Source organism: Corynebacterium guangdongense (assembly GCF_030408915.1).
Classification (GTDB): domain Bacteria; phylum Actinomycetota; class Actinomycetes; order Mycobacteriales; family Mycobacteriaceae; genus Corynebacterium; species Corynebacterium guangdongense.
Genome location: NZ_CP047654.1, coordinates 2754543 through 2774602, shown reverse-complemented (window position 1 = coordinate 2774602; position 20060 = coordinate 2754543). Strand labels below are relative to the sequence as shown.

The window sequence follows — 20060 nt, the reverse complement described above, 5'->3', positions numbered from 1 at the left end:
ACTTCGGCTATTTCTTCAATAGAAGGTCAAGGCAACGGGTGAGCATGATCGGTCCGCCCGGGGTGAGAATCGACTCCGGGTGGAACTGCAGGCCGATGGCCGTGACCCGCTCCCCGTCGCGGGCCTGGGCCGCCATCACGACGTCACCGACGTCGGTCGGTGTCGTCGCCAGCGCCTGCAGCGGCGCCGGGGCCTCGGTCGAACCGAGGGAATGGTAGCGGGCCACCGGAACGAGGCGGCCGATCACCTCCGGCTGGTCCGGCGAGGAGTCGACGGTCAGACCCTCGAAGAGGGGGTGGCCGACGCCGGCGTCGGTGAGCGTCATGGCGACCGAGGAGCCGTGGACCGGCCCACAGGGACGTACGTCGCCGCCGAAGTGCTCCACCAGGGCCTGGAATCCGAGGCAGATGCCGAGCATCGGGACACGGCCGTAGGCACGGTCGATGAGCTCCATCATGTGCCCGGCCTCTCGGGGGTGCGAGGGACCCGGCGAGAGGATGATGAGGTCCGGCTGGGCCGCCAGCACCGTGTCGACGTCGACCGTGTTGCGGTAAACGAGGAACTCGTGCCCGGTCGCCGACAACGCGTCGACGAGGTTGTAGACGAAGCTGTCGTGATTGTCGATGAGAATGATCCTGGCCATCAGCGCACCACCTTCAGGTCCTTGCCCTGCGCCAGGGCGAGGGCGTTGAGTGCGGCGTAGGCCTTGTGCAGGGTCTCGTCGGCCTCCGCCTGCGGGTTGGAGTCGCGGACGACCCCCGCGCCCGCCTGCACGGCGGCCACTCCCCCACTGACGTAGGCGGAGCGGATGACGATGCACGTGTCCATGTCGCCGGTGCCCTTGAGGTAGCCGATGGCGCCGCCGTAGGAGCCGCGGCGACGCTTCTCGGCGCCCCGCAGCAGCTCCATCGCCTTCAGCTTCGGGGCGCCGGTCAGGGTGCCCATGTTCATGCAGGCACGGTACGCGTCCAGCGCGTCGAGGTCCGGGTGCAGCTGCGCGGTGACCCGGGAGACCAGGTGCATGACGCGGGAGTAGCGGTCGACCTGCAGCAGATCGGCGACGCGCCGGGTGCCCGGAACGGCGACGCGGGCGAGATCGTTGCGGGCCAGGTCGACGAGCATGGTGTGCTCGGCGATTTCCTTGGCGTCGGTGCGCAGTTCGAGCTCCATGCGGATGTCGAGCTCGTCGTTGATGGTGCCGTCAGGGTTCATCCCGCGCGGGCGGGTGCCGGCGATGGGGTACATCTCGATCCGGCGGGTCTCGGCGTCGAACTTGAGGTTCGACTCCGGCGAGGCGCCGAAGAGTTCGTAGACCTCGCCGTTGACGTCGAGGCCGCGCGTGTAGAACATGTACGGGCTCGGGTTGATCTCGCGCAGGCGTCGATAAGCGGCGAAGGCGTCGGGGCACTGCGCGGTGAAGGTTCGCGCCGGGACGACCTGGTAGATGTCGCCGTTGTAGATGTTGCCCTTCAGGTTCTCCACCTGGGCGCGATACTCCTCGTCCGGAATGTCGGCGGTCACCTCCAGTTCGCCGTCATGCTTGTCGACGCTGGGATGCTTGTCGAAGTCGGCGGTCTCGACGGACTCGATGGTCGCGGCCAGGGCCCGGACCTTCTCCGCAACGCCGGATCCGGCGTCGACGGCGTCCACCGCGTCGAGGCGCGCCGTGGCGGTCTGGTGGTCGATGGAGAGCACCACCTCGGCCAGCAGGAACTGGTAGTCCGGGTAGGTGTTGGCGCTCGGCTGCACCGCCGGAAGTTCCTCGAAAGTCTCGAGGTAGTCGTAGGCGATGCCCCCCACCAGCATCGGCAGGGCGTCGTTCTCGGCGCGGTAGGCGGCTTCCGTGGTCAGCGCGCGCAGCACGGCGACGCTGGAGACGTCGGTCAGGCGTTCCCGCTCGTCGATCTTCGTGGAGACGGGGAACTCGTAGGTGTTCTCGCCCACCGCGTAGTCGCTGAGTCGATCCGCGAGATCCGCGGCGAAGATGACGCCGGACTCCGTGAGCGGCTCCACGGTGACCGTGCGCCCGGTGCAGGTGACCCGCAGCGAGGCGGAGAGCACCGCCACCGAGTTCACGCCGCTGCGGGTGGTGATGTCCGCGGATTCCAGCAGGAGGGTGTCCGTGGCCGCCGTGCCGCCGACATGGGCGAAAAGGCCGGAGGCGTCCTCGTGGTAGCGCACCGGGGTGGAGATGATGTGGGGGGAAGCGGCGGTCATGGCCGCCCCCTGGGGGCTAGCGGTGGGTCCAGGTGCTGCAAGAGGGTCACCTTCACCTTTCAACGTCGAGCGACGTGGGGTCGCGATTGGCAGTATCGGGATTAGAGAGGCTGCTGGCTTCTTCCCCACCGAGTTCTCGCGCCCTCCAGGCTGGTGGCCTTTCCGGGTGTGGACCTGAATAAGGCCCGCGAGGCTTCGGGGTTCGAAGCGGCGGGCCTGCTGTGTTTATCGAGGATGCAAACAAGAGTGGCTCGCCCTACTTGGCGCGCCACCACCACTGGCGGTTGGAACTCTTGATGATCACGTTTGCCAACCTTAGTAACGCCTCAGTGGACTTGCAACCGTTGGGTGGCTAGTTGTTCGGGTTCAGCGTGGTCGGGTCGACGGGGCCGTCCTGGTCGTCGCTGGCGTTCGCCGCCCGGCGCAGCGCGTTCAGATCCACCTTCGGCGCCGGGGGGGTGGTCGCCGGGTTGTTCTTCTCCACCTCGCGGGCGACGTCGATGGCGGCGGCGCGTCGGGCGGCCGCGTTGGCTCCCGCGCCGACGAAGAACACCGCGACCAGGACCAGAACAACCGGGACGAGCCAGCCCCAACCGGACGCGCGGAAAGCGATGAACCCGGCGAAGAGCAGGGACACGCCGCCGATGGCCCAGAACGGACCGGCGATCTGGTGCGCGAGTTCCCAGATCTCCTTGTCCTTGCGGACCTCGGCCACCCGGATGCCGATGAGGGAGTTACCCGGGAGTCTCCGCGTCGCCGCCAGGGCGCCGATGACGATGAGGATGACAGCGAGGAGGAGAAGAACAATGCCGACGATGGTGGTCATGTCTGCTTAGTCTACGGCGTGCGATTTCCTGGTCCAGTTCCATGCCCGGCCTTCCCCGGCGACCTGGCCGGGATTCCGCTCCGCCTGCGCCGAGCGTTCTTCAGGTGGAGATGAGAGGGCCCGGGGCACCGTCTCCCGACCTGCGTTGACCACGGCGCGCAGGTCCTGTTCCCCCGCCCCTCACCTGGACTTTCGGTGGGTGCCGAATTCGGACGTGGGGCCGGGTGCGCGGTAGGTTGAATCCTGCTGCTATCAATCTTGCCGTTACCTGGAAAGAGCACCTTGACGGGGCGGCCTGTCAACTAGAAGGGCGCCGCCATGATCATGAAGCGGATTACGTCATCGTTGCTGTTCAAGGTGGTCCTGGCGATCATCCTGGGCATCATCTGCAGCTTCTTCTTCCCGGAGTGGCTGGCACGAGTTTTCTCAACGTTCAATTCCCTGTTCGGGAACTTCCTCAACTTTTTCGTCCCGATCCTCATCTTCTCCCTCATCACCCCGGCCATCGCCGGGCTGGGCCGCGGTGCGGGCAACTGGCTCGCGATCACCACAGGAATCGCCTACGGATCGACCATTCTGGCCGGCCTGGTCGCCTTCGCCACCGCGAAGGGCCTCTACCCCTCCCTGCTGGCCGGCCAGCGGATCGACACCAACGTCTCGGACGTCGGTGAGGGTGCGCTTGAGCCTTACTTCGTTCTCGAGATGCCGGCGCCGTTCGCGGTGATGACCGGCCTGCTGATGGCGTTCATGATCGGAATCGGGATGACCGCGGTCAAGTCCGACACCCTCTTCAAGGCGGCCGACGACCTTCAGCGCGTGGTCATGAAGGTCATCGAGGCCTTCGTCATTCCCCTGCTGCCGCTGTTCATCTTCGGCATGTTCCTGGACCTGGGAATGAACGGCAACCTCCGTGACACGCTCGTCGCCTTCGGCAAGGTTCTCGTCCTCTCGGTCATCATGACCTGGATCTACCTCGCCATCCAGTACCTCATCGCCGGTGGCGTCGCCGGCAAGAACCCGGTGAGCGCGTTCAAGAACGTCCTGCCGGCGTATTTCACCGCCCTGGGCACCTCCTCCTCCGCGGCGACCATCCCGATCAGCTACAAGTCCGCGCTGAAGAACGGCATCGATGAGAACGTCGCCGGCTTCGTCATCCCGCTGGGGGCGACCATCCACCTGTCCGGCTCGATGATGAAGATCACCCTCTACGCCTTCGCCATCGTCTTCATGTCCGGCATGGATGTCTCGCTGCCGCTGGCCCTCGGCTTCCTGTTGATGCTGGGCATCACGATGGTCGCCGCGCCGGGCGTTCCGGGTGGCGCCATCATGGCCGCCACCGGTCTGCTCGCCACCATGCTCGGCTTCGATGAGGGCCAGATCGCCCTGATGATCGCGGCCTACATCGCCATCGATTCCTTCGGCACCGCCGCCAACGTCGCCGGCGACAACGCCATCGCGCTGGTGGTCAACAAATTTGCCAAGGGCAAGATTCAGAAGCGGGAGGAGGATTTCGAGCTGGTCAAGGTCGTCGAATCCGTCACCCCGCAAGTTCCCGCGGACCGGGTCCGAGAGGTCCGGGAGGTCCGGGAGGGGGAACACTGACCCCCGGTCCCTGGAGGGGACCATCGGTGGGGCAGTAAAGACAAGATGATAAAAAATGGGCGCCGTTCCGGCGCCCATTTCCCCTTTCCGGTTCATTCACCTGATGGCTAACCCCCTTCCGGGTGTGAATTTCTTGGGTTCAGTTAAGTAACATGAACGCCCTCATCTGCGTGAATTCCCTTATTTATGCCGTCTGTGCTGGAAATATGGGCACAAAGCGTGGAATTAACCTTAAGGGTCTCTATACAGTTTCTCTTAGGAGTCCATCCCTTCCCTGAAGGATAACGCCCTGATTCTGAGTGAACCCCGATCGAGCCCTACCGAGACAGTGAGAGGTTTTCTTCCATGAACATCACGAGCATTTCCGCCCTGACCCTCAACGGACTGCGTGGCCGCACCATGATCGCCGCCGGAGCGGCCACCGTCCTGGCCGCGTCCACGCTTATCGCCCCGACCGCCCTGGCCCAGGATCTGAGTGCCGACCTCGAATTCAATTCTGCTGAGGAACTGAGCTCCGCCGAGCTTGGCTCCAGCACGGCGAACGGCAGGACGATCACTGTCGACGAGGGGGGCGACCTGAACATCGACACCGCCCTTGCTGCCGAGCTTGCTGACCTGCTCAGGGCCGGTGTGCGGGTTTCCCTCGAGGCCGATGACGGCACCCGCACGGAGCTGAGCCTGGACGGTGACACAATCGTCGTCGTGGGCCCCGAAGATCTGCCCGCGGGCACCTACACGGTCCGGGTGGGCGCACCTGGCTCCGCCGAGCTGTCCTCCGGTTCTTCCGAGCTGGAGGACACTACCCCGGGCAGCGGGGAGGGCTCCGCCGACGAGCTCGCCTCCAGCGCCCTGGCCGGGTCTTCCCTGTCCTCCCTGGGCGGCCTCGCGGTGGTCTCGAGCGCCGCCGAGCTGTCCTCGGGTTCGTCTGACGGCACTGATGAGAATGACAACGGGGGTTCCGGGAACGGCACCTCCGAGGGTTCCAGCGGCTCCAGCTCTTCCGAGGACGGCATCCCGGAGAACTGCGTCGCCGCCGGCCTGACCGTCGGTATTCCGCTGGCGCTGCTGGTTCCGGTGGCAGTGGGCAACCAGGTGGGGATCCCGGGCCTGGAGTCGATGTCCGCTCAGGTCAACCTGGCGATTCAGGACATGAACACCCAGGTTCAGCAGGGCCTCGGCGTCTACTCCGACCAGGCGGCGGCCGTCGCCGAGCAGTTCAACATCAACGTCGGCACCAGCAGCGGGGACGCCGCCCGGATCGCCGGCAGCGCCGCCGCTCTGGCTGTGGCCGCGGCAGCCGGCTACTACCTCTACGAGAGCTGCACCCCATAGGCCGTCAGAGCGTGCCTGTCTGACAGCTGCCGCTTGTCGACGCCCACCACCGCCCGGCGCGGGGAACCCGCGCCGGGCGGTGGTGGCTCCGTTTCCGGCCTCGCGATTGCCCCGGGGCAGAGCGCTAGGGGCCCAGCAGCTGGTTGAACACCTCACTACTCGAGGGGTGCGTGTAAATTCCCCGCCCCAGTTCGGAGGCGCTGACGCCGTGCCGCATGCCGAGGGCGACGGTATTGATCAGCTCCTGGGAGTCGCTCATCAGCAGCGTCGCCCCCAGGATGGCGTCGGTGCCGCTGTCGACGACGAACTGGGCCAGGCCCTCGGGTTGGCCGAGGATCTTCGGGCGCGGGACGATGGGCATGTCCGCGACCTTGGCCGACGTCACGGTTACGTCGAGGCCCTGCTCCCCTGCCTCGCGCGCGGTCAGGCCGATGTGGGACAGTGGCGGGCTCGTGAAAATCGTCGTCGGAAATGTGCGGCCCGCCGTCGTGTAGGTGCCGTCGCCGGAGAACTGCGAGGAGAGCACCCGGTAGTCGTCGTAGGAGAGGTAGGTCTGCTGCGGCCCGCCGTGGACGTCACCCACCGCCCAGACCCCCTCGGCGCTGGTGCGCAGCTGCTCGTCGACGCACACCTCTCCCCGCTCCCCGGTCTCTACGCCGGCCGCCTCGAGCCCCAGGCCGTCGGTCGCGGGTGCCCGGCCGGTGGCGAGCAGGACGGCGTCGGCCCCCAGGTGCCCATCCACCCCCTCGCGGGCGTAGGTGACGGTGACGTGGGTGTCTGCGTCCTCGAGCCGTTGTGCCCGGGCGCCGGTGAGGAAGCGCACTCCCCTCGCCTCCAGGAGGGCGCGGGCCTCCTCGGCGACGCTCTCGTCGTAGGCGGCGAAAGGTTCGGAGGAGCCGATCACCGTGACCTCGCTGCCCTGGCCGGAGAACAGGGAGGCGAACTCGAGGCCGACGGGGCCGGTGCCGATGATCGCCAGGCGGGCGGGCAGCGGGGACACGTGCTGGATGCTGGTGGAGTCGTGGACGCGGGGGCCGTCGACGCCGGGAATCGGCGGCAGGTCAGTGACGGCGCCGGTGTTGATGACGAGCCGCTCCGCGTCCAGCACCGTGTCCCCGCCGTCCGCGACGCCGGCCACGGAGAGGCTCAGCTGTCGCGGGCCGGTGAATCGGGCCTCGGCGTCGATCACGGTCACCCCCGCCTCCTGCGCCATCCCGAGGTTTGCGCGGTTGAGTGCCTCGATCAGTTCGTCGCGGGTGGTGACGGATTCTTGCCAGTCAATTCCCTCATCCGTGGAATAAAGGAGAGATTTGGTGGGTATGCAGCCGATATTGATGCAGGTTCCGCCGTACATTGCGGGCGAGCGTTCAACGATCGCCACCCGGTCGCCTGCCCGGCCACGCTCCATGGCGATGGTTTTTCCGGCTTTGCCGAATCCGATGACGATGAGGTCGAAGTGCAGCACGTGAGTGTCGGTCATGGTGTGGGTCTCCCTTCGCGAAGCTGTGGCCCCACGCTACGCGTTCCGCCCGCGGCCATCTCCGGCCCGGGGACGCCGGTCGAGCTGGGTGGGCGTCTCCTCGACGGTGCTCTCGGGTGGCGGTGTCTGTCCCGGGGCCGGGCGGGGCTTCAGACGGAGAATGTGGACCATCACGAGCGTGGCGATGGCGGGCAGGATGATCCACGTGATGGGGGAACCGATGAGCGCGGCCGACACGAGGATGCCGCTCCACATCAGCGTGAGGGTGCGAACCTTGTCCCTGGGCGTCATGGCCCGTTCGTGGTAGTTGGACAGGTACGGACCGAATTGTTTGTGGTGGATCAGGTAGTCGTGGAGTCGCGTCGAGCTGCGGGCGAAGCAGAAGGTCGCCAGCAGAAGGAAGGGGGTCGTCGGCAGAACCGGAAGAACCATGCCGAGAACACCGAGGACGGTCGCCAGGAGTCCCGTCACAAGAAGGAGCGGTTTCAGCATGGCCCCATCCTACAACTTTCGATTGATTCGATGAAGGGGCGTAGCCCAGGGGTGGTCGAACTTGAGATCCGCCGACAGTCCTGAGAGCGCGGGTAGGATTCCATGTGTGTCCCGCGTCTCACTTGAGGATGCGTTAACCTTATCCGGCACAGGAGAATCACATGAACGACGACGAAATCATGCGCGAGCTCGCCCCCCGAATCATCGAGGAAAGCACCCTGGACGCGATCATCTACGCGGACCGCTCCGGGGTCATTCAGCTGTGGAATGACGCGGCCGTGGAGCTCTTCGGCTACTCGACCGAGGAAGCGGTGGGCCAGTCACTGGACCTCATCGTCCCGGAGAAGCATCGCAAGGCGCACTGGACTGGCTGGGATCGCGTGATGGAGACCGGACACACCAAGTACGGCAAGGACCCTCTGTCGGCGCCGGGGATGACGAAGAACGGTGACCGGGTGTCGCTGGAGTTCGCCATCGTGATGCTCAAGGACACCGGCGGGAGGGTCGAGGGCGTCGCCGCGATCATGCGCGACGTCAGCAAGCGGTGGGAGCGCGACCGGAAGATGATCGAGGAACTGCGCGAACTTAAACGGGAAAGGGCATGAGCCATGGAGTACAAGGTCGTCGAACTTCGCGAGGGTCTCATCGGGGACAAGCTCAGCGGCAAGAAAATCGAGCAGACGCTCAATGACCACGCCAGGCAGGGGTGGACCTACAAGTCCATGACGACGGCAAACATCAAGGGACGCATCGGGCCGGGTGGCACCGACGGCCTGATCATCGTGTTTGAGCGCCCCTAGATCAGTTTCAGTTCGCGGGCCTTCGTCACCGCCGCCGTCCGGTTGTCGACGCCGAGCTTCTGATAGATGTGAACCAGGTGCGTCTTCACCGTCGCCTCCGAGATGAACATCTGGGTGGCCAGGGCGCGGTTCGACGCGCCCGAGGCCAGGGCCGCCAGGATCTCGGTCTCCCGCGCGCTCAGGGCCTCGCGGGGCCGGGTCACGCGCTCAGCGAGCACGGCCGCCACCTCGGGTGCGAGGGTCCGCCTGCCGCGGGCCGTGGCGACGACGGCGTCGTGAAGCGCCTGCTCGGGCGCGTCCTTGAGCAGGTAGCCCAGCGCGCCCGCTTCGAGCGCGTTGAGGATGTCGGCCTGGGTGTCGAAGGTGGTCAACACCAGCACCGGCGGCCCGTGCGCGGCCACCAGCCGGCGGGTCGCCTCCACCCCGTCGACGCCGGGCATCTGCAGGTCCGTGACGACCACGTCGACGCCCTCCGGCAGGTCGTCCACGACGGATCCGTCGCCTGCGTCGGCGACGACGGTGACGTCGTCGAAGGAGTCGAGAATCGCCCGCAGACCGGCCCGAACCACCGGGTGGTCGTCGATGAGCGCCACTGAAATCATGGTGTCCTCCGGGGAAGTCGCGTGGCGACGGCGGTGCCCGAACCGGGAACGGATTCGACGTTGAGGTGGCCGCCCAACTCCTCGACGCGCGCCCGCAGCCCATCGAGACCGTAGCCGCCGGTGACCTCGGTGGGCTCGAAGCCGCATCCGTCGTCGACGACGTCGACGGTGATCTCCCCGGGCCAGGAGCCGTAGGTGATGACGAGGTGGGAGGCCTTGGCGTGTTTGAGGGCGTTGGTGATCGCCTCCTGGGTGACCCGGATGGCGACTCCGGCCGTCGCGTCATCGACGGGACCGTCACCGTCACCGTCGCTGCCGTCGGCGGCGACCGTGATTGAGGGACCGTGGCCGAGCGCCGCCACGTCTCGGCGGGCGCGGGAGCCGAGCTCGCGGAGGGCGTCGGGCAGTGAGTCGACGAGGACGGGTGAGTTGAGTCCGGCCACGAACTGTCGGGCCTCGGCCAGGTTGTCCGAGGCGGCCTGCTCGATGGCGCCGAGCTGCCGGGCGGCGGCGTCGGCCTCGCCGGCGGCCAGGGACTTCCGGGTGGCGCGGGAGATGAGGACGATCGAGCTCAGGCCCTGCGCCAGGGTGTCGTGGATGTCGCGCGCCAGGCGCTCACGCTCCGCGAGCCGGCCGGCCTGGCGTTCCGAACTGGCCAGCGATTCCCGGGTCGCCGCCAGCGTCTCGGCGATGGTGCGGTAACGTTCCGCCTCCCGGCGCAGCGCCCGGTAGACCAGGTAGATCGCCACCGCCGCGACGGTGCCGATGGCCGGTCCGATGACCCCGCCGACGCCCCATAGCTGGGTGCCCGCCACGGTAGGCGCCCCGACCGCCCAGCCCCAGGCCAGGAGGACGACAAGCAGTCCCGCCACGCGCGCGCCCAGGACGTGGAGAATGACAAACACCAGGGGAAAAAGCAGCCACACGAACGTGGGGGCGTGCACCACCAGCAGCGCCCAGAGCAGAAGGACGAGGGCGAGCCAGGCGGTGGCGGTCGGGCGTCGATAAGCAATGCCCCGCTGCTCCGCGAGCGTCCCCCCGAGGTAGACCACCGCCAGCAGCCCTGCTCCCGCGAGCATCGGCCCCGAGCCGGCGGCGGTGAGCACTGCGACACAGAGCAGGGTCGCGAAAAGCACGTGCAGGCCGACGCGAAGCCAGCGCAGGACACGGGGAAGGGCGGAATCAGCGAACACAACCTCCCAGGCTAGGCAGGAAAGGCGGGTCCCCCATCAACCGACCGGTTGATTGGGGAATCAAACGGCGACCCGATTGTTCCAGCCCCCACAGCCACCAGGCTGTAAGCCATGTTCCTGGCACTCCGAGACATCCTCCACGCCCGGGGCCGGTTCGCGTTGATCGCGGCGGTCGTCGGGCTGATCACCCTGCTTGTCGTCATGCTCACCGGTCTCACCGGTGGGCTGGGCAAGCAGAACACCTCCGCGCTGGAAGCGCTCGACCCGGCGGCCGTCGTCCTCACCGAGGACACCTTCACCGCTTCCCGCGTCACCGAAACCGACCTCGCCGACTGGGGTCCGGGCGCCGTTCCCCTGGGTACCGGCCAGACGACGCTCACCGACGGCTCCGAGACCGCCGCGGTCGCCGTCCTCGGCCTGCCCGCCGGCCACAAGGTCCCCGGGGGCGGGGTCATCCCCGCCGAGGGCGTCCTCGTCCCCGCCGGCATGTCCGTCTCCCCGACCGTCACCCTCGGCGGCGTCGAGGTCGACGTGGTCGGCCGGGCCGAGACCGAGTACTACTCCCACTCCCCCGTCGTCTGGGCAGCCACCGACACCTGGGTCGCCAGCGCCCACGTCGCGCCGGGCACCCTGGGCACGGCGATCCTGCTCGACCGGGAGGCGGACGGGGCCATGTCGTTGTCCGAATCCTTCAGCGCCCTGCCGGCCTACCGCTCCGAGCAGGGCTCCCTGCAGATGATGCAGGGCTTCCTCTACGCCATCTCCGCGCTGGTGACGATCTCCTTCCTCACCGTGTGGACTATCCAGCGCACCCGCGACCTGGCCGTCCTGCGCGCACTGGGCGCCTCGCCCCGCTACCTCCTCAGAGACTGCCTCGGCCAGGCCGTCATCGTCCTTCTCACCGGCGCCGGGCTGGGCGCCCTGGCCGGCTGGGGTCTGGGCGTCCTTGCCTCCCGGGCCGTCCCCTTCCTCATCGACCCCGCCACCGTCCTTCTCCCGGCCGTCGGCGTCATCGCCCTCGGCCTGCTCGGCGCACTGGCCGCCACCCGCCGAGTCACCAGGATCAACCCCCTGAGCGCACTAGGAGCAGCAGCATGAGCGTCCTGAAAATCGAACACGCAACCGTCACCTACCCGGATGGAAACTCGACCGTCATCGCCCTCGATCACGCGGATCTGCACGTATCCGCCAACGAGCTGCATGCCATCGTCGGCGAGTCCGGCTCCGGGAAATCTACCCTCCTCGCCGTCGCCGGCCTGCTCACCGTCCCGGAATCGGGTTCCGTGTCGCTTGTCGGGCACGAGCTTGCCGACGCCGACGACACCCTCCGGACCGCGATGCGCCGCGAGCACATCGGCGTCGTCTTCCAGCAGGACAACATGCTCCCGGCCCTCAACGTCCGCGATCAGCTCCTCATCACCGACCACATTCGGGGACAGAAGCCGCGCCCGACGCGCGCCGACGATCTTCTCGCCCGGGTGGGGCTCGCCGGCCAGGGCGACCGCAGGATCGGCCGGCTCTCCGGGGGTCAGCGCCAACGCGTGGCCATCGCCCGTGCCCTCATGGGTGAACCGGATCTGCTGCTGGCCGATGAGCCCACCTCCGCCCTCGACGCGGCCAACTCTCGCTCAATCATCGAACTCTTCCGCGAAGTGGTCGACGAGACCGGGGTCGCCTGCGCGATCGTCACCCACGACCGCTCCCTGCTCGACGTCATGGACACCGTCAGCGAGGTCACCGACGGACGCACACGTGTGCGTGCCACGGCTAACTAACCGGCCGCCGCCCGGCGGGTGCGCCGTCTCGGGCTGTCGGGTGCCTCGCCGAGACGGTAGAATTAACTGGCGTCATAGTCGTCTGACCTGCAGTAATGACTGGTCGTCGCGGATGCGGAGCCCTCCACTGCCTTAACCGGACATCCGGGCGCTCGTCCCGCCGGTCACGGCTGGGGGTTCGGAATCGGCCGTCCCTGTCCCTCCCCCACGTCCTCGTATTTACAGCCCCCGGTCGTACCGGTCACCTTTCGGCCGCAGCCCTGGCGGGCAACCGGGCTTCGTCCTCACGGTGATGACGTTCGTGTCGCATCATACGGAGATCTGTTCCGCCCGCCCGAAGGTTTCGAGGGTGAACATATGGGCCTCGTCGGATTTTTGCGATGACCCATCTTTCCGCCCACGAGTTCCAGGAGTTTCACTCTGGGCGCATCACTGAAAGTCACACTGTAAATAGTTCGCACTGTGTGGTTGGATGGGAGTCGTGACTACCTGGACGAGGGAACGACTGACGGAACTCCTGGCACAGCTGCGTCTCCGTGGCGAGACCTCCGCGACCATTGCGGTGGCCTCATCCGCGCCCGGGAGGACCCTGAACCTGCCCCGGACGCTCTGCGCCTTCGCCAACATGGTTGGCGGGGGAACCATCGTCCTGGGCGTGGATGAGGGCGAGGGCTTCGCCGTCAACGGGGTCGCTGACGCGGTCACCGCCGAAGCGGGGATCACCGCTCAGGCCGCCGCAGCGGTGCAGCCGCCGGTCCCGGTCACGGTGCACACCCTCGAAATCGGCGCCGCCACCGTGGTCGTCATGGACGTCCAGGGACTGTCGCCGAATTCTCGGCCGGCCACCACCGGGGGCGTGGCCTATGTCCGGGAAAGCGGCGGAGAGCGTCCGCTGACCGGCCGGGAGCTGCGGGTGCTCGACTCCGCCGCAGGGGCCTCCGGGCAGTGGTGGGAGCACGACGCCCGCCCGGTGGTCGGCACGTCGCATGAGGATCTCGACGGCCCTCTCACCTCCGCCTTTGTGGATCTGGTCAGGTCCCGCAACCCCCGTCTGAGCGGCGTTGAGGACGACGAACGACTGCTGCGCCTGCTCCGGGTCACCACCGCCGAGGGGGAACTGACCGTAGCGGGCCTCTATGCCCTGGGTTTCTACCCGCAGGGCGCGGAACCGGGCCTGAGCGTCACCCTGGCCACTAGGGATGAGCGTGTCCGGCTCGAGGGCCCGCTTCCCGTGCTGCTGGAGGAGTCCACGGCATGGCTCGGCCACCACCTGCCGCGCCGATGGCCCGGCGACACTGCCCGTCCCCTTGAGACGCCGCTGCGGGAGGTTCTCGTCGATGCGCTGATTCACCGCAACCTGGGGCCGGAGACGCTGGGGGCCGGCGCGGCTGTGGAGGTTCGTCTCGACGGCGACACTCTGCGGATTTCGAGCCCCGGCGGACGGGCGGACTCCCCCGCGAACCCACGGCTGCGTTCCCTCGCCCGGTACCTCCCCACCCGCGACGGAGGCCCATTCCCCGTCGGCGACATCGATGAGGCGGGCCTGGCGTCCGCGGCCCGGTCTGTCGGTCTTCCCGCACCGGAGTTGGCCGACGTCGGCGTCGCCTTCACTGTCACATTTTGGCTGCACACCGCGGAAATGACGCGCCTGAGTTCCCAGAATGAAAGCACTGAGGAGAGGGTGAGTTATACTCTGGAGCTCATCACGCTGGGCAGGAACGCCCCGCTCGTGGGGCACGCGGTCGAGGCCTCCGGCGCTGAGGGGACCACATTGGCCGAGATTTCCACCGCTACGTCATTGTCGAATGGCCAGGTCCGTTACGCGCTCAAGGCGTTGATGGGCGCCGGCATCGTGGAAATGGATGGCCGCCAGGGAGATCGCTCCACCGTGTACCGGTGGCGGGGATGAGCGGCTGCGCTGTCAGTGACACTCACACTATAAAACATTGTCACTCTGGAAAGCGTTTGTTTTAGCCGTAGAGCACGGCGGTATCATCGCAGTAAATGATCTCCAGCTCCTGGGGCGGCTGTCCCGTCTCCTCGAAAGTGTCCGGCAGGTAGCATCCCCGGGAGAGCCCGGAGGTGGTGTGGCCGTCGAACTCGGGGACGATCCAGGTCGTGCCGTCCCAGAACACCTGGGCCGCCCAGTCGGTCTGCATTTTCGTCAGCAACGCCCACTGCCCGTCGCAGTAGTTGAGATGATCGAGCTCCGGAGCATCGATGGCGGCGGTGATGAACTCATGCTCGCAGCGCTGCTCGGGCGAAACGGCCTCGATGATCACTTCGGCCTGGGTCGGCGCGTCCTGGGCCACGGACTCCCCGGGCGCGGTCGGCTGACCGCTGTCGGGGGCCGGCGTCGGCGCTGTCGCGTCGCTGGTGGCGACCGGGAGTGTCGCGGTGGCCACGCTGCTGACCGAGGATGATGTCGGCCCCGAGCCGGAGCAGGCGACAAGCGCCGCGACGGGGACGAGCATGGCGCCCACGGAAAACGCTGCACGGTTCATGAGACAAACATTAGAGCAATGCGTGCGCGAGATGTGGGCTGAATGATCATCCGCCGGGGCTGTTCTCAATCCTGTCTCAAGTCAGCCTTAGGTCGGGTACCCCTCTTGGGTCCGGATTGTCACACCGGGGCTTCCAAAGAATTCGGGTCACCCAGTCAGCTTCTGCTCCCCTCTCTTCGCCGGGACGAGGCGAACTCCACCCCGATCTTCATGCCGATCCGGATTCTCTTCCCCGTCATCCTGGGTGAACTCAGGCTCTCCCCCACCCGCGGCCCCCGGGCTCCGGAAGCCTTCCGGTCCCGCGGCCCCGGGACCGCCCACGGCGCCGCCCCAACCAGCTCGCGGCAGCCCGGCGAAGCACCGCCACAACCCGCAGGACAGCACATGTCCGCCGAGATACTAGACTGCACAGACATGACGCAGGCAGATATTCCCGCACACCGCTACACCAACGAGCTGGCCAACCAGATCGAGGTCAAGTGGCAGCAGTACTGGAACGACAACGGCACCTTCAACGCCCCGAACCCGGTCGGCGAGCTCGCTGAACCGGGTAAGGAGCTGCCGGAGGACAAGCTGTTCGTCCAGGACATGTTCCCGTACCCCTCGGGCGCGGGCCTGCACGTCGGCCACCCGCTCGGCTACATCGCCACCGACGTCTACGCCCGCTACAACCGCATGCTGGGCAAGAACGTCCTGCACACGCTCGGTTATGACGCCTTCGGCCTGCCGGCCGAGCAGTACGCCATCCAGACGGGCACCCACCCGCGCACGACGACGATGAAGAACATCGAGAACATGCGCCGCCAGCTGGGTCAGCTGGGCCTGGGCCATGACCCGCGCCGTTCGGTGGCCACCACGGACACCGAGTTCTACCGCTGGACGCAGTGGATCTTCCTGCAGATCTACAACTCCTGGTTCGACGCCGAGCAGCAGAAGGCCCGCCCGATCGCCGAGCTCATCGCCGAGCTCGAGGACGGTACCCGCCGGACCGCGGACGGCCGTGACTACAACGAGCTGTCGGGTGTCGAGAAGCAGGAGGCCATCGACGAGTTCCGCCTGGTCTACCGCTCCAACTCCATGGTCAACTGGTGCCCGGGCCTGGGCACGGTGCTGGCCAACGAGGAGGTCACCGCCGACGGCCGTTCCGAGCGCGGCAACTTCCCGGTCTTCCGCAAGCGCCTGAGCCAGTGGATGATGCGCATCACCGCCTACTCCGACCGCCTGGTCGACGACCTGGAGCTGCTCGACTGGCCGGAGAAGGTCAAGAGCATGCAGCGCAACTGGATCGGCCGTTCCCGCGGTGCGGAGGTCACCTTCACCAGTGGTGACACCGACATCACCGTCTTCACCACCCGTGCGGACACCCTCTTCGGCGCCACCTACATGGCCGTCGCCCCGGAAGCGGACCTCGTCGATGAGCTCATCAGCGACGAGCCCTACGCCGAGGGCATCGACGAGCGCTGGACCTACGGCGAGAAGTCCCCGAGGGAGGCGCTGGCCGCCTACCGACGCGCCATCGCCGCCAAGTCCGACGTCGAGCGTCAGGAGAACAAGGAGAAGACCGGCGTCTTCCTCGGCGCCTACGCCACCAACCCGGTCAACGGCGCGCAGATCCCGATCTTCGCCGCCGACTACGTCCTGGCGGGCTACGGCACCGGCGCCGTCATGGCCGTCCCGGCGCACGACCAGCGTGACTGGGAGTTCGCGACCGCCTTCGGCATCGACATCATCCCGGTGCTGGAGGGCGGCGACGTCACCGAGGCGGCCTTCGTCGGCGAGGGCACGCACATCAACTCCGGCTTCATCGACGGCACCGGCAAGGACGAGGGTATCGAGAAGATGATCGCCTGGCTCCAGGAGAACGAGCGTGGCGTCGAGAAGATCCAGTACAAGCTGCGTGACTGGCTCTTCGCCCGGCAGCGCTACTGGGGCGAGCCCTTCCCCATCGTCTACGACTCCGAGGGCGTCGCGCACGCCCTGCCGGAGTCCATGCTGCCGGTGGAGCTGCCGGAGGTCGACGACTACGCCCCGGCCGCCCACGACCCCAACGACGCCGACTCCGAGCCGCAGCCGCCGCTGGCCAAGGTCACCGACTGGGTCAACGTCACCCTGGATCTCGGCGACGGCCCGCGCGAGTACCGGCGCGACACCAACGTCATGCCGCAGTGGGCGGGTTCCTCCTGGTACCAGCTGCGCTACGTCGATCCGACCAACTCGGAGACGTTCGTCGACCTCGAGAACGAGCGCTACTGGACTGGCCCGCAGCCGGAGGAGCACGGCCCCAACGATCCGGGCGGGGTGGATCTCTACGTCGGCGGCGTCGAGCACGCCGTCCTGCACCTGCTGTACTCCCGTTTCTGGCACAAGGTGCTCTACGACCTCGGCCACGTCACCTCCAAGGAGCCGTACCGCCGCCTGTTCAACCAGGGCTACATCCAGGCCTACGCCTACACCGACGCCCGTGGCGTCTACGTCCCGGCCGAGGAGGTCGAGGAGAAGGACGGGAAGTTCTTCTACAGCGGCGAGGAGGTCAACCAGGAGTACGGCAAGATGGGCAAGTCCCTCAAGAACGCCGTGGCCCCGGACGACGTCGTCAACGACTTCGGCGCCGACACCCTGCGCGTCTACGAGATGTCGATGGGTCCGCTGGACACCTCGCGCCCGTGGGCGACCAAGGACGTGGTCGGCTCCCACCGCTTCCTGCAGCGCCTGTGGCGCCTCATCATCAACGAAGAATCCGGTTCCGTGTACGCGTCCGAGGACGCCGAGCTCACCGACGAGGACCGTAAGCAGCTGCACCGCACCATCGCCGGCGTGCGCGAGGATTACGCGCACCTGCGCGACAACACGGTCGTCGCCAAGCTCATCGAGTACGTCAACTACCTGACCAAGACCTACCCGGACACCGTCCCGCTGGCCGCGGTCACCCCGCTGGTCATCATGGTCTCGCCGCTGGCCCCGCACGTGGCGGAGGAGCTGTGGTCGCGTCTGGGCAATGAGGGCACCGTCACCTTCGAACCCTTCCCGGAGTTCGAGGAGAAGTGGCTCGTCGACGACGAGGTCGAGCTGCCGGTCCAGATCAACGGCAAGGTCAAGGGACGCATCACGGTCCCGGCCGACGCCGACCAGGACGCCGTGGTCGAGGTGGCGCTGGCCGACGAGAAGATCGCCGCGCTCGTCGAGGGCAAGAACCTGGTGAAGAAGATCGTCATCCCGGGCCGCATGGTCAACCTGGTCGTGAAGTAACCGACGGGAACGCTCCAGGGCCGGTCCAGACGATTGTCAGGGCCGGCCATTAGCGTGAAACGGATGTCTATCCTCACCATGCAGGCACCTTCGCGCCCCGGGCAGCCGTCCGGGGCCGTTCCCCGGGCGGCGACGATGGTCACCGCGATCATCGTCGTTCTCGCGATCCTGACGGTCACCCTGCTCAAGGCGCACGCCGAGGTGGGCGGGTTGTGGAACGCGGCGGTCCACCAGCGACGCGACCTGGACCTCGTGCTTTTCGACGGCTGGGACGACCCCGGCGTCTGGTACGCCCCGTGGACCAACACTTTCGGCAACATCGTCCTGTTCCTTCCCTTTGGGCTGGTGACCGCCATGGCCCGGGACGTCTTCGGCCGACGCACCCACCCCGTCCTGCTGGGCGGTCTGCTCGGCTTCTGCTTCTCCCTTTTCATCGAGCTCACGCAGTTCGTGTTCGCCCTCGGCTACACCGACGTCGACGACCTCCTGATGAACACCCTCGGCGCCGTGCTCGGCGCCTGGCTCGCCTCCTTCCTGGACACGGCCAACCGCTACGCCGCCGTCGCGGCGCTGAGCATCGGGGCGGTGGCGGTGGTCACGATCATGGCGTCCGGGCTAGTCTCGGGGACATGAGCACTCCCGACGAGCGTGGTTGGCTCTCGCGCACCGTCTTCCCCGACGGGGAGGATCCCGACGCCCGCTTCACCCTGGCCAACGAGCGGACCTTCCTGTCCTGGACCCGCACCTCCCTGGCGTTCATGGCCGGCGGCATCGCCCTTCAGGCCTTCCCCATCGAGTCCCTCAACCCGGCGCTGCAGAGGACGGCGGCGATCCTCATGGTCGTCGTCGGCCTCCTCATCGCCCTGGGTTCGGCCACCCGCTGGTACAACGTGGAACGGGCGATGCGCCACCACCGGCCGCTGCCGGTGGCCGGCATCATCCCCTTCCTGTCGCTGGTGAGCGTGCTCGGCGCGGTCGTCCTCCTGATCGGCATCCTGTGAGGCCCAGGCTGCACGAGGATCCGGGTCTGCAGCCGGAGCGCACCTCGCTGGCCTGGAGCCGCACCGTCCTGGCCCTGATGGTCGGGGCGGCCACGATGCTGCGCTGGGCCCACCTCTTCCCGGGCGTCATCATTGTGCTGTCGGTCATCCTGCTGGGGCTGGCGGTGGTCCTCATGGCGACCAGCGACCGCCGCTACCGCCGTCACGCCTCGACCTTCGGGCAGGAGCGGGCGGAACCGAAGACGGCCTCGGTGCTGATGCTGTCCGTGTGCCTGGTGGTTTTCGGCGCTAGCGAACTGGTCATGATGCTGATTACAGTTGGGTGACATGACACAAAAAATTGGCATCATCGGCGCGACCGGCAAGGCCGGCAGCGCCGTCACGGCGGAGGCGCTCAGGCGCGGCCACCAGGTCACCGCACTGGTCCGGGACGCGGAGAAGGCCCGCGCGCTCGGTGACGTGGAGGTCCACGTCGTTGACGCGCTGAGACTGACCTCCGACGACATCGTCGGTCTCGACGCGCTGGTCAACGCCTTCGGAACCGCGCCGGAGCAGGCGGAACAGCACATCGAGGTCACCCGCAACCTCATCGAAGCGGCCCGGGAGCTCGGCCCGAACTCCCCGCGCCTGCTCTTCATCCTCGGCGCGGGCTCACTACGCACTGCCGAGGGCGGCCTCTTCGTCGAAGAGATCCGCTGGATGCCGGGCGCCGAGCACTGGATTTCCATCCCGGAGAACCAGCTCAAGCAGCTCGATTATCTCCGCGGCGTCGAGGACGTCGACTGGGTCGGGGTCTCCCCGCAGAGCCTCTTCGTGGAGGGGGCGGCCACCGAGCCGGTGCTCGGCGTCGACGAGATCATCCTCGCCGCCGACGGCGAGTCCCACACCACCACGGGCACGATGGCGGTCGCACTGCTGGACGAGATCGAGGACCAGCGCCATTCGAGGACCCGCTTCACCGTCTCGGACAGGTAGCCGCCGGCGGGTGGC

The 20060-nt window shown here is 67.4% G+C and carries 20 protein-coding genes; 12 read left to right on the top strand and 8 right to left on the bottom strand.

Going from position 1 to position 20060, the window contains the following annotated elements; translation table 11 throughout:
* Nucleotides 1–7: 7 nt before the first annotated feature.
* The 3 genes from CGUA_RS13020 to CGUA_RS13010 all read right to left on the bottom strand — a co-directional run bounded on the left by CGUA_RS13020 (nt 8) and on the right by CGUA_RS13010 (nt 3043).
* The gene (locus CGUA_RS13020; protein WP_290196377.1) at nt 8–643 is read right to left on the bottom strand and encodes an anthranilate synthase component II; all 636 of its coding nucleotides are present in this window, start codon (nt 641–643) and stop codon (nt 8–10) included.
* Nucleotides 643–2217 carry an anthranilate synthase component 1 gene (locus CGUA_RS13015; protein ID WP_290196375.1) on the bottom strand — a complete coding sequence of 525 codons (1575 nt, stop codon included), beginning with the start codon at nt 2215–2217 and terminating at the stop codon, nt 643–645. The genes CGUA_RS13020 and CGUA_RS13015 overlap by 1 nt, the downstream gene beginning before the upstream one ends.
* A gap of 352 nt (nt 2218–2569) precedes the next feature.
* Entirely contained in the window at nt 2570–3043 is a 474-nt protein-coding gene (locus CGUA_RS13010; protein WP_290196372.1) for an SdpI family protein, read from the bottom strand.
* A gap of 318 nt (nt 3044–3361) precedes the next feature.
* Here CGUA_RS13010 and CGUA_RS13005 point away from each other — a divergent pair, with 318 nt between their 5' ends.
* Nucleotides 3362–4645 carry a dicarboxylate/amino acid:cation symporter gene (locus CGUA_RS13005; protein WP_290196371.1) on the top strand — a complete coding sequence of 428 codons (1284 nt, stop codon included), beginning with the start codon at nt 3362–3364 and terminating at the stop codon, nt 4643–4645.
* Nucleotides 4646–4990: 345 nt separating this feature from the next.
* Nucleotides 4991–5977: a hypothetical protein gene (locus CGUA_RS13000; protein WP_290196369.1), complete on the top strand. Its 987-nt coding sequence runs from the start codon at nt 4991–4993 to the stop codon at nt 5975–5977.
* Nucleotides 5978–6101: 124 nt separating this feature from the next.
* On the opposite strand, the gene CGUA_RS12995 is transcribed toward CGUA_RS13000, so the two are convergent.
* The gene (locus CGUA_RS12995; protein WP_290196367.1) at nt 6102–7457 is read right to left on the bottom strand and encodes an FAD-dependent oxidoreductase; all 1356 of its coding nucleotides are present in this window, start codon (nt 7455–7457) and stop codon (nt 6102–6104) included.
* Between the two features lie 36 nt (nt 7458–7493).
* On the bottom strand, nt 7494–7949 hold the full coding sequence (locus tag CGUA_RS12990) for a YbaN family protein (protein ID WP_290196365.1): 456 nt from the start codon (nt 7947–7949) through the stop codon (nt 7494–7496).
* Nucleotides 7950–8110: 161 nt separating this feature from the next.
* Here CGUA_RS12990 and CGUA_RS12985 point away from each other — a divergent pair, with 161 nt between their 5' ends.
* Nucleotides 8111–8554, top strand: a complete 444-nt coding sequence (locus CGUA_RS12985) for a PAS domain-containing protein (protein ID WP_290196363.1) — start codon at nt 8111–8113, stop codon at nt 8552–8554.
* Between the two features lie 3 nt (nt 8555–8557).
* Nucleotides 8558–8749: a DUF4177 domain-containing protein gene (locus tag CGUA_RS12980; RefSeq protein ID WP_290196361.1), complete on the top strand. Its 192-nt coding sequence runs from the start codon at nt 8558–8560 to the stop codon at nt 8747–8749.
* On the opposite strand, the gene CGUA_RS12975 is transcribed toward CGUA_RS12980, so the two are convergent.
* Together CGUA_RS12975 and CGUA_RS12970 are read right to left on the bottom strand one after the other, a co-directional pair.
* Entirely contained in the window at nt 8746–9351 is a 606-nt protein-coding gene (locus CGUA_RS12975; protein WP_290196359.1) for a response regulator transcription factor, read from the bottom strand. The two genes, CGUA_RS12980 and CGUA_RS12975, sit on opposite strands and share 4 nt — an antisense overlap.
* Nucleotides 9348–10544, bottom strand: coding sequence for a sensor histidine kinase (locus CGUA_RS12970; protein WP_290196358.1), 1197 nt, complete (start codon nt 10542–10544; stop codon nt 9348–9350). Before CGUA_RS12970 ends, CGUA_RS12975 begins: the two co-directional genes overlap by 4 nt.
* 111 nt (nt 10545–10655) lie before the next feature.
* On the opposite strand from CGUA_RS12970, the gene CGUA_RS12965 reads away from it, so the two are divergent.
* The 3 genes from CGUA_RS12965 (at nt 10656) to CGUA_RS12955 (ending at nt 14228) form a co-directional block, all read left to right on the top strand.
* Nucleotides 10656–11642 (top strand): ABC transporter permease, encoded by a 987-nt coding sequence (locus CGUA_RS12965; protein WP_290196355.1) that lies wholly within the window; start codon nt 10656–10658, stop codon nt 11640–11642.
* Nucleotides 11639–12319 (top strand): ABC transporter ATP-binding protein, encoded by a 681-nt coding sequence (locus CGUA_RS12960; RefSeq protein WP_290196353.1) that lies wholly within the window; start codon nt 11639–11641, stop codon nt 12317–12319. The genes CGUA_RS12965 and CGUA_RS12960 overlap by 4 nt, the downstream gene beginning before the upstream one ends.
* Before the next feature lie 481 nt (nt 12320–12800).
* Nucleotides 12801–14228: an RNA/DNA-binding domain-containing protein gene (locus tag CGUA_RS12955; protein WP_290196351.1), complete on the top strand. Its 1428-nt coding sequence runs from the start codon at nt 12801–12803 to the stop codon at nt 14226–14228.
* Between the two features lie 61 nt (nt 14229–14289).
* Here the strand turns inward: CGUA_RS12955 and CGUA_RS12950 are convergent, their stop codons facing one another.
* Nucleotides 14290–14823, bottom strand: coding sequence for a hypothetical protein (locus tag CGUA_RS12950; RefSeq protein WP_290196349.1), 534 nt, complete (start codon nt 14821–14823; stop codon nt 14290–14292).
* A 414-nt stretch (nt 14824–15237) separates the two neighbouring features.
* Here CGUA_RS12950 and leuS point away from each other — a divergent pair, with 414 nt between their 5' ends.
* From leuS to CGUA_RS12925, 5 genes are all read left to right on the top strand, one after another.
* Entirely contained in the window at nt 15238–18069 is a 2832-nt protein-coding gene (leuS, locus tag CGUA_RS12945) for a leucine--tRNA ligase (protein ID WP_290196347.1), read from the top strand.
* A gap of 63 nt (nt 18070–18132) precedes the next feature.
* Entirely contained in the window at nt 18133–18702 is a 570-nt protein-coding gene (locus CGUA_RS12940; protein WP_290196345.1) for a VanZ family protein, read from the top strand.
* The gene (locus CGUA_RS12935) at nt 18699–19070 is read left to right on the top strand and encodes a YidH family protein (RefSeq protein ID WP_290196343.1); all 372 of its coding nucleotides are present in this window, start codon (nt 18699–18701) and stop codon (nt 19068–19070) included. Before CGUA_RS12940 ends, CGUA_RS12935 begins: the two co-directional genes overlap by 4 nt.
* Nucleotides 19067–19396 carry a DUF202 domain-containing protein gene (locus CGUA_RS12930; protein WP_290196342.1) on the top strand — a complete coding sequence of 110 codons (330 nt, stop codon included), beginning with the start codon at nt 19067–19069 and terminating at the stop codon, nt 19394–19396. Before CGUA_RS12935 ends, CGUA_RS12930 begins: the two co-directional genes overlap by 4 nt.
* Nucleotide 19397: 1 nt before the next feature.
* Nucleotides 19398–20045 (top strand): NAD(P)-dependent oxidoreductase, encoded by a 648-nt coding sequence (locus tag CGUA_RS12925; protein ID WP_290196340.1) that lies wholly within the window; start codon nt 19398–19400, stop codon nt 20043–20045.
* Nucleotides 20046–20060 lie beyond the last annotated feature (15 nt).

Excerpts from the sequence above, each read along its gene's own strand:
- CGUA_RS13020 (WP_290196377.1), bottom strand. The coding sequence starts at position 643 with ATGGCCAGGATCATTCTCATCGACAATCACGACAGCTTCGTCTACAAC.
- CGUA_RS13015 (WP_290196375.1), bottom strand. The coding sequence starts at position 2,217 with ATGACCGCCGCTTCCCCCCACATCATCTCCACCCCGGTGCGCTACCAC.
- CGUA_RS13010 (WP_290196372.1), bottom strand. The coding sequence starts at position 3,043 with ATGACCACCATCGTCGGCATTGTTCTTCTCCTCCTCGCTGTCATCCTC.
- CGUA_RS13005 (WP_290196371.1), top strand. The coding sequence starts at position 3,362 with ATGATCATGAAGCGGATTACGTCATCGTTGCTGTTCAAGGTGGTCCTG.
- CGUA_RS13000 (WP_290196369.1), top strand. The coding sequence starts at position 4,991 with ATGAACATCACGAGCATTTCCGCCCTGACCCTCAACGGACTGCGTGGC.
- CGUA_RS12995 (WP_290196367.1), bottom strand. The coding sequence starts at position 7,457 with ATGACCGACACTCACGTGCTGCACTTCGACCTCATCGTCATCGGATTC.
- CGUA_RS12990 (WP_290196365.1), bottom strand. The coding sequence starts at position 7,949 with ATGCTGAAACCGCTCCTTCTTGTGACGGGACTCCTGGCGACCGTCCTC.
- CGUA_RS12985 (WP_290196363.1), top strand. The coding sequence starts at position 8,111 with ATGAACGACGACGAAATCATGCGCGAGCTCGCCCCCCGAATCATCGAG.
- CGUA_RS12980 (WP_290196361.1), top strand. The coding sequence starts at position 8,558 with ATGGAGTACAAGGTCGTCGAACTTCGCGAGGGTCTCATCGGGGACAAG.
- CGUA_RS12975 (WP_290196359.1), bottom strand. The coding sequence starts at position 9,351 with ATGATTTCAGTGGCGCTCATCGACGACCACCCGGTGGTTCGGGCCGGT.
- CGUA_RS12965 (WP_290196355.1), top strand. The coding sequence starts at position 10,656 with ATGTTCCTGGCACTCCGAGACATCCTCCACGCCCGGGGCCGGTTCGCG.
- CGUA_RS12960 (WP_290196353.1), top strand. The coding sequence starts at position 11,639 with ATGAGCGTCCTGAAAATCGAACACGCAACCGTCACCTACCCGGATGGA.
- CGUA_RS12950 (WP_290196349.1), bottom strand. The coding sequence starts at position 14,823 with ATGAACCGTGCAGCGTTTTCCGTGGGCGCCATGCTCGTCCCCGTCGCG.
- leuS (WP_290196347.1), top strand. The coding sequence starts at position 15,238 with ATGACGCAGGCAGATATTCCCGCACACCGCTACACCAACGAGCTGGCC.
- CGUA_RS12940 (WP_290196345.1), top strand. The coding sequence starts at position 18,133 with ATGTCTATCCTCACCATGCAGGCACCTTCGCGCCCCGGGCAGCCGTCC.
- CGUA_RS12935 (WP_290196343.1), top strand. The coding sequence starts at position 18,699 with ATGAGCACTCCCGACGAGCGTGGTTGGCTCTCGCGCACCGTCTTCCCC.
- CGUA_RS12925 (WP_290196340.1), top strand. The coding sequence starts at position 19,398 with ATGACACAAAAAATTGGCATCATCGGCGCGACCGGCAAGGCCGGCAGC.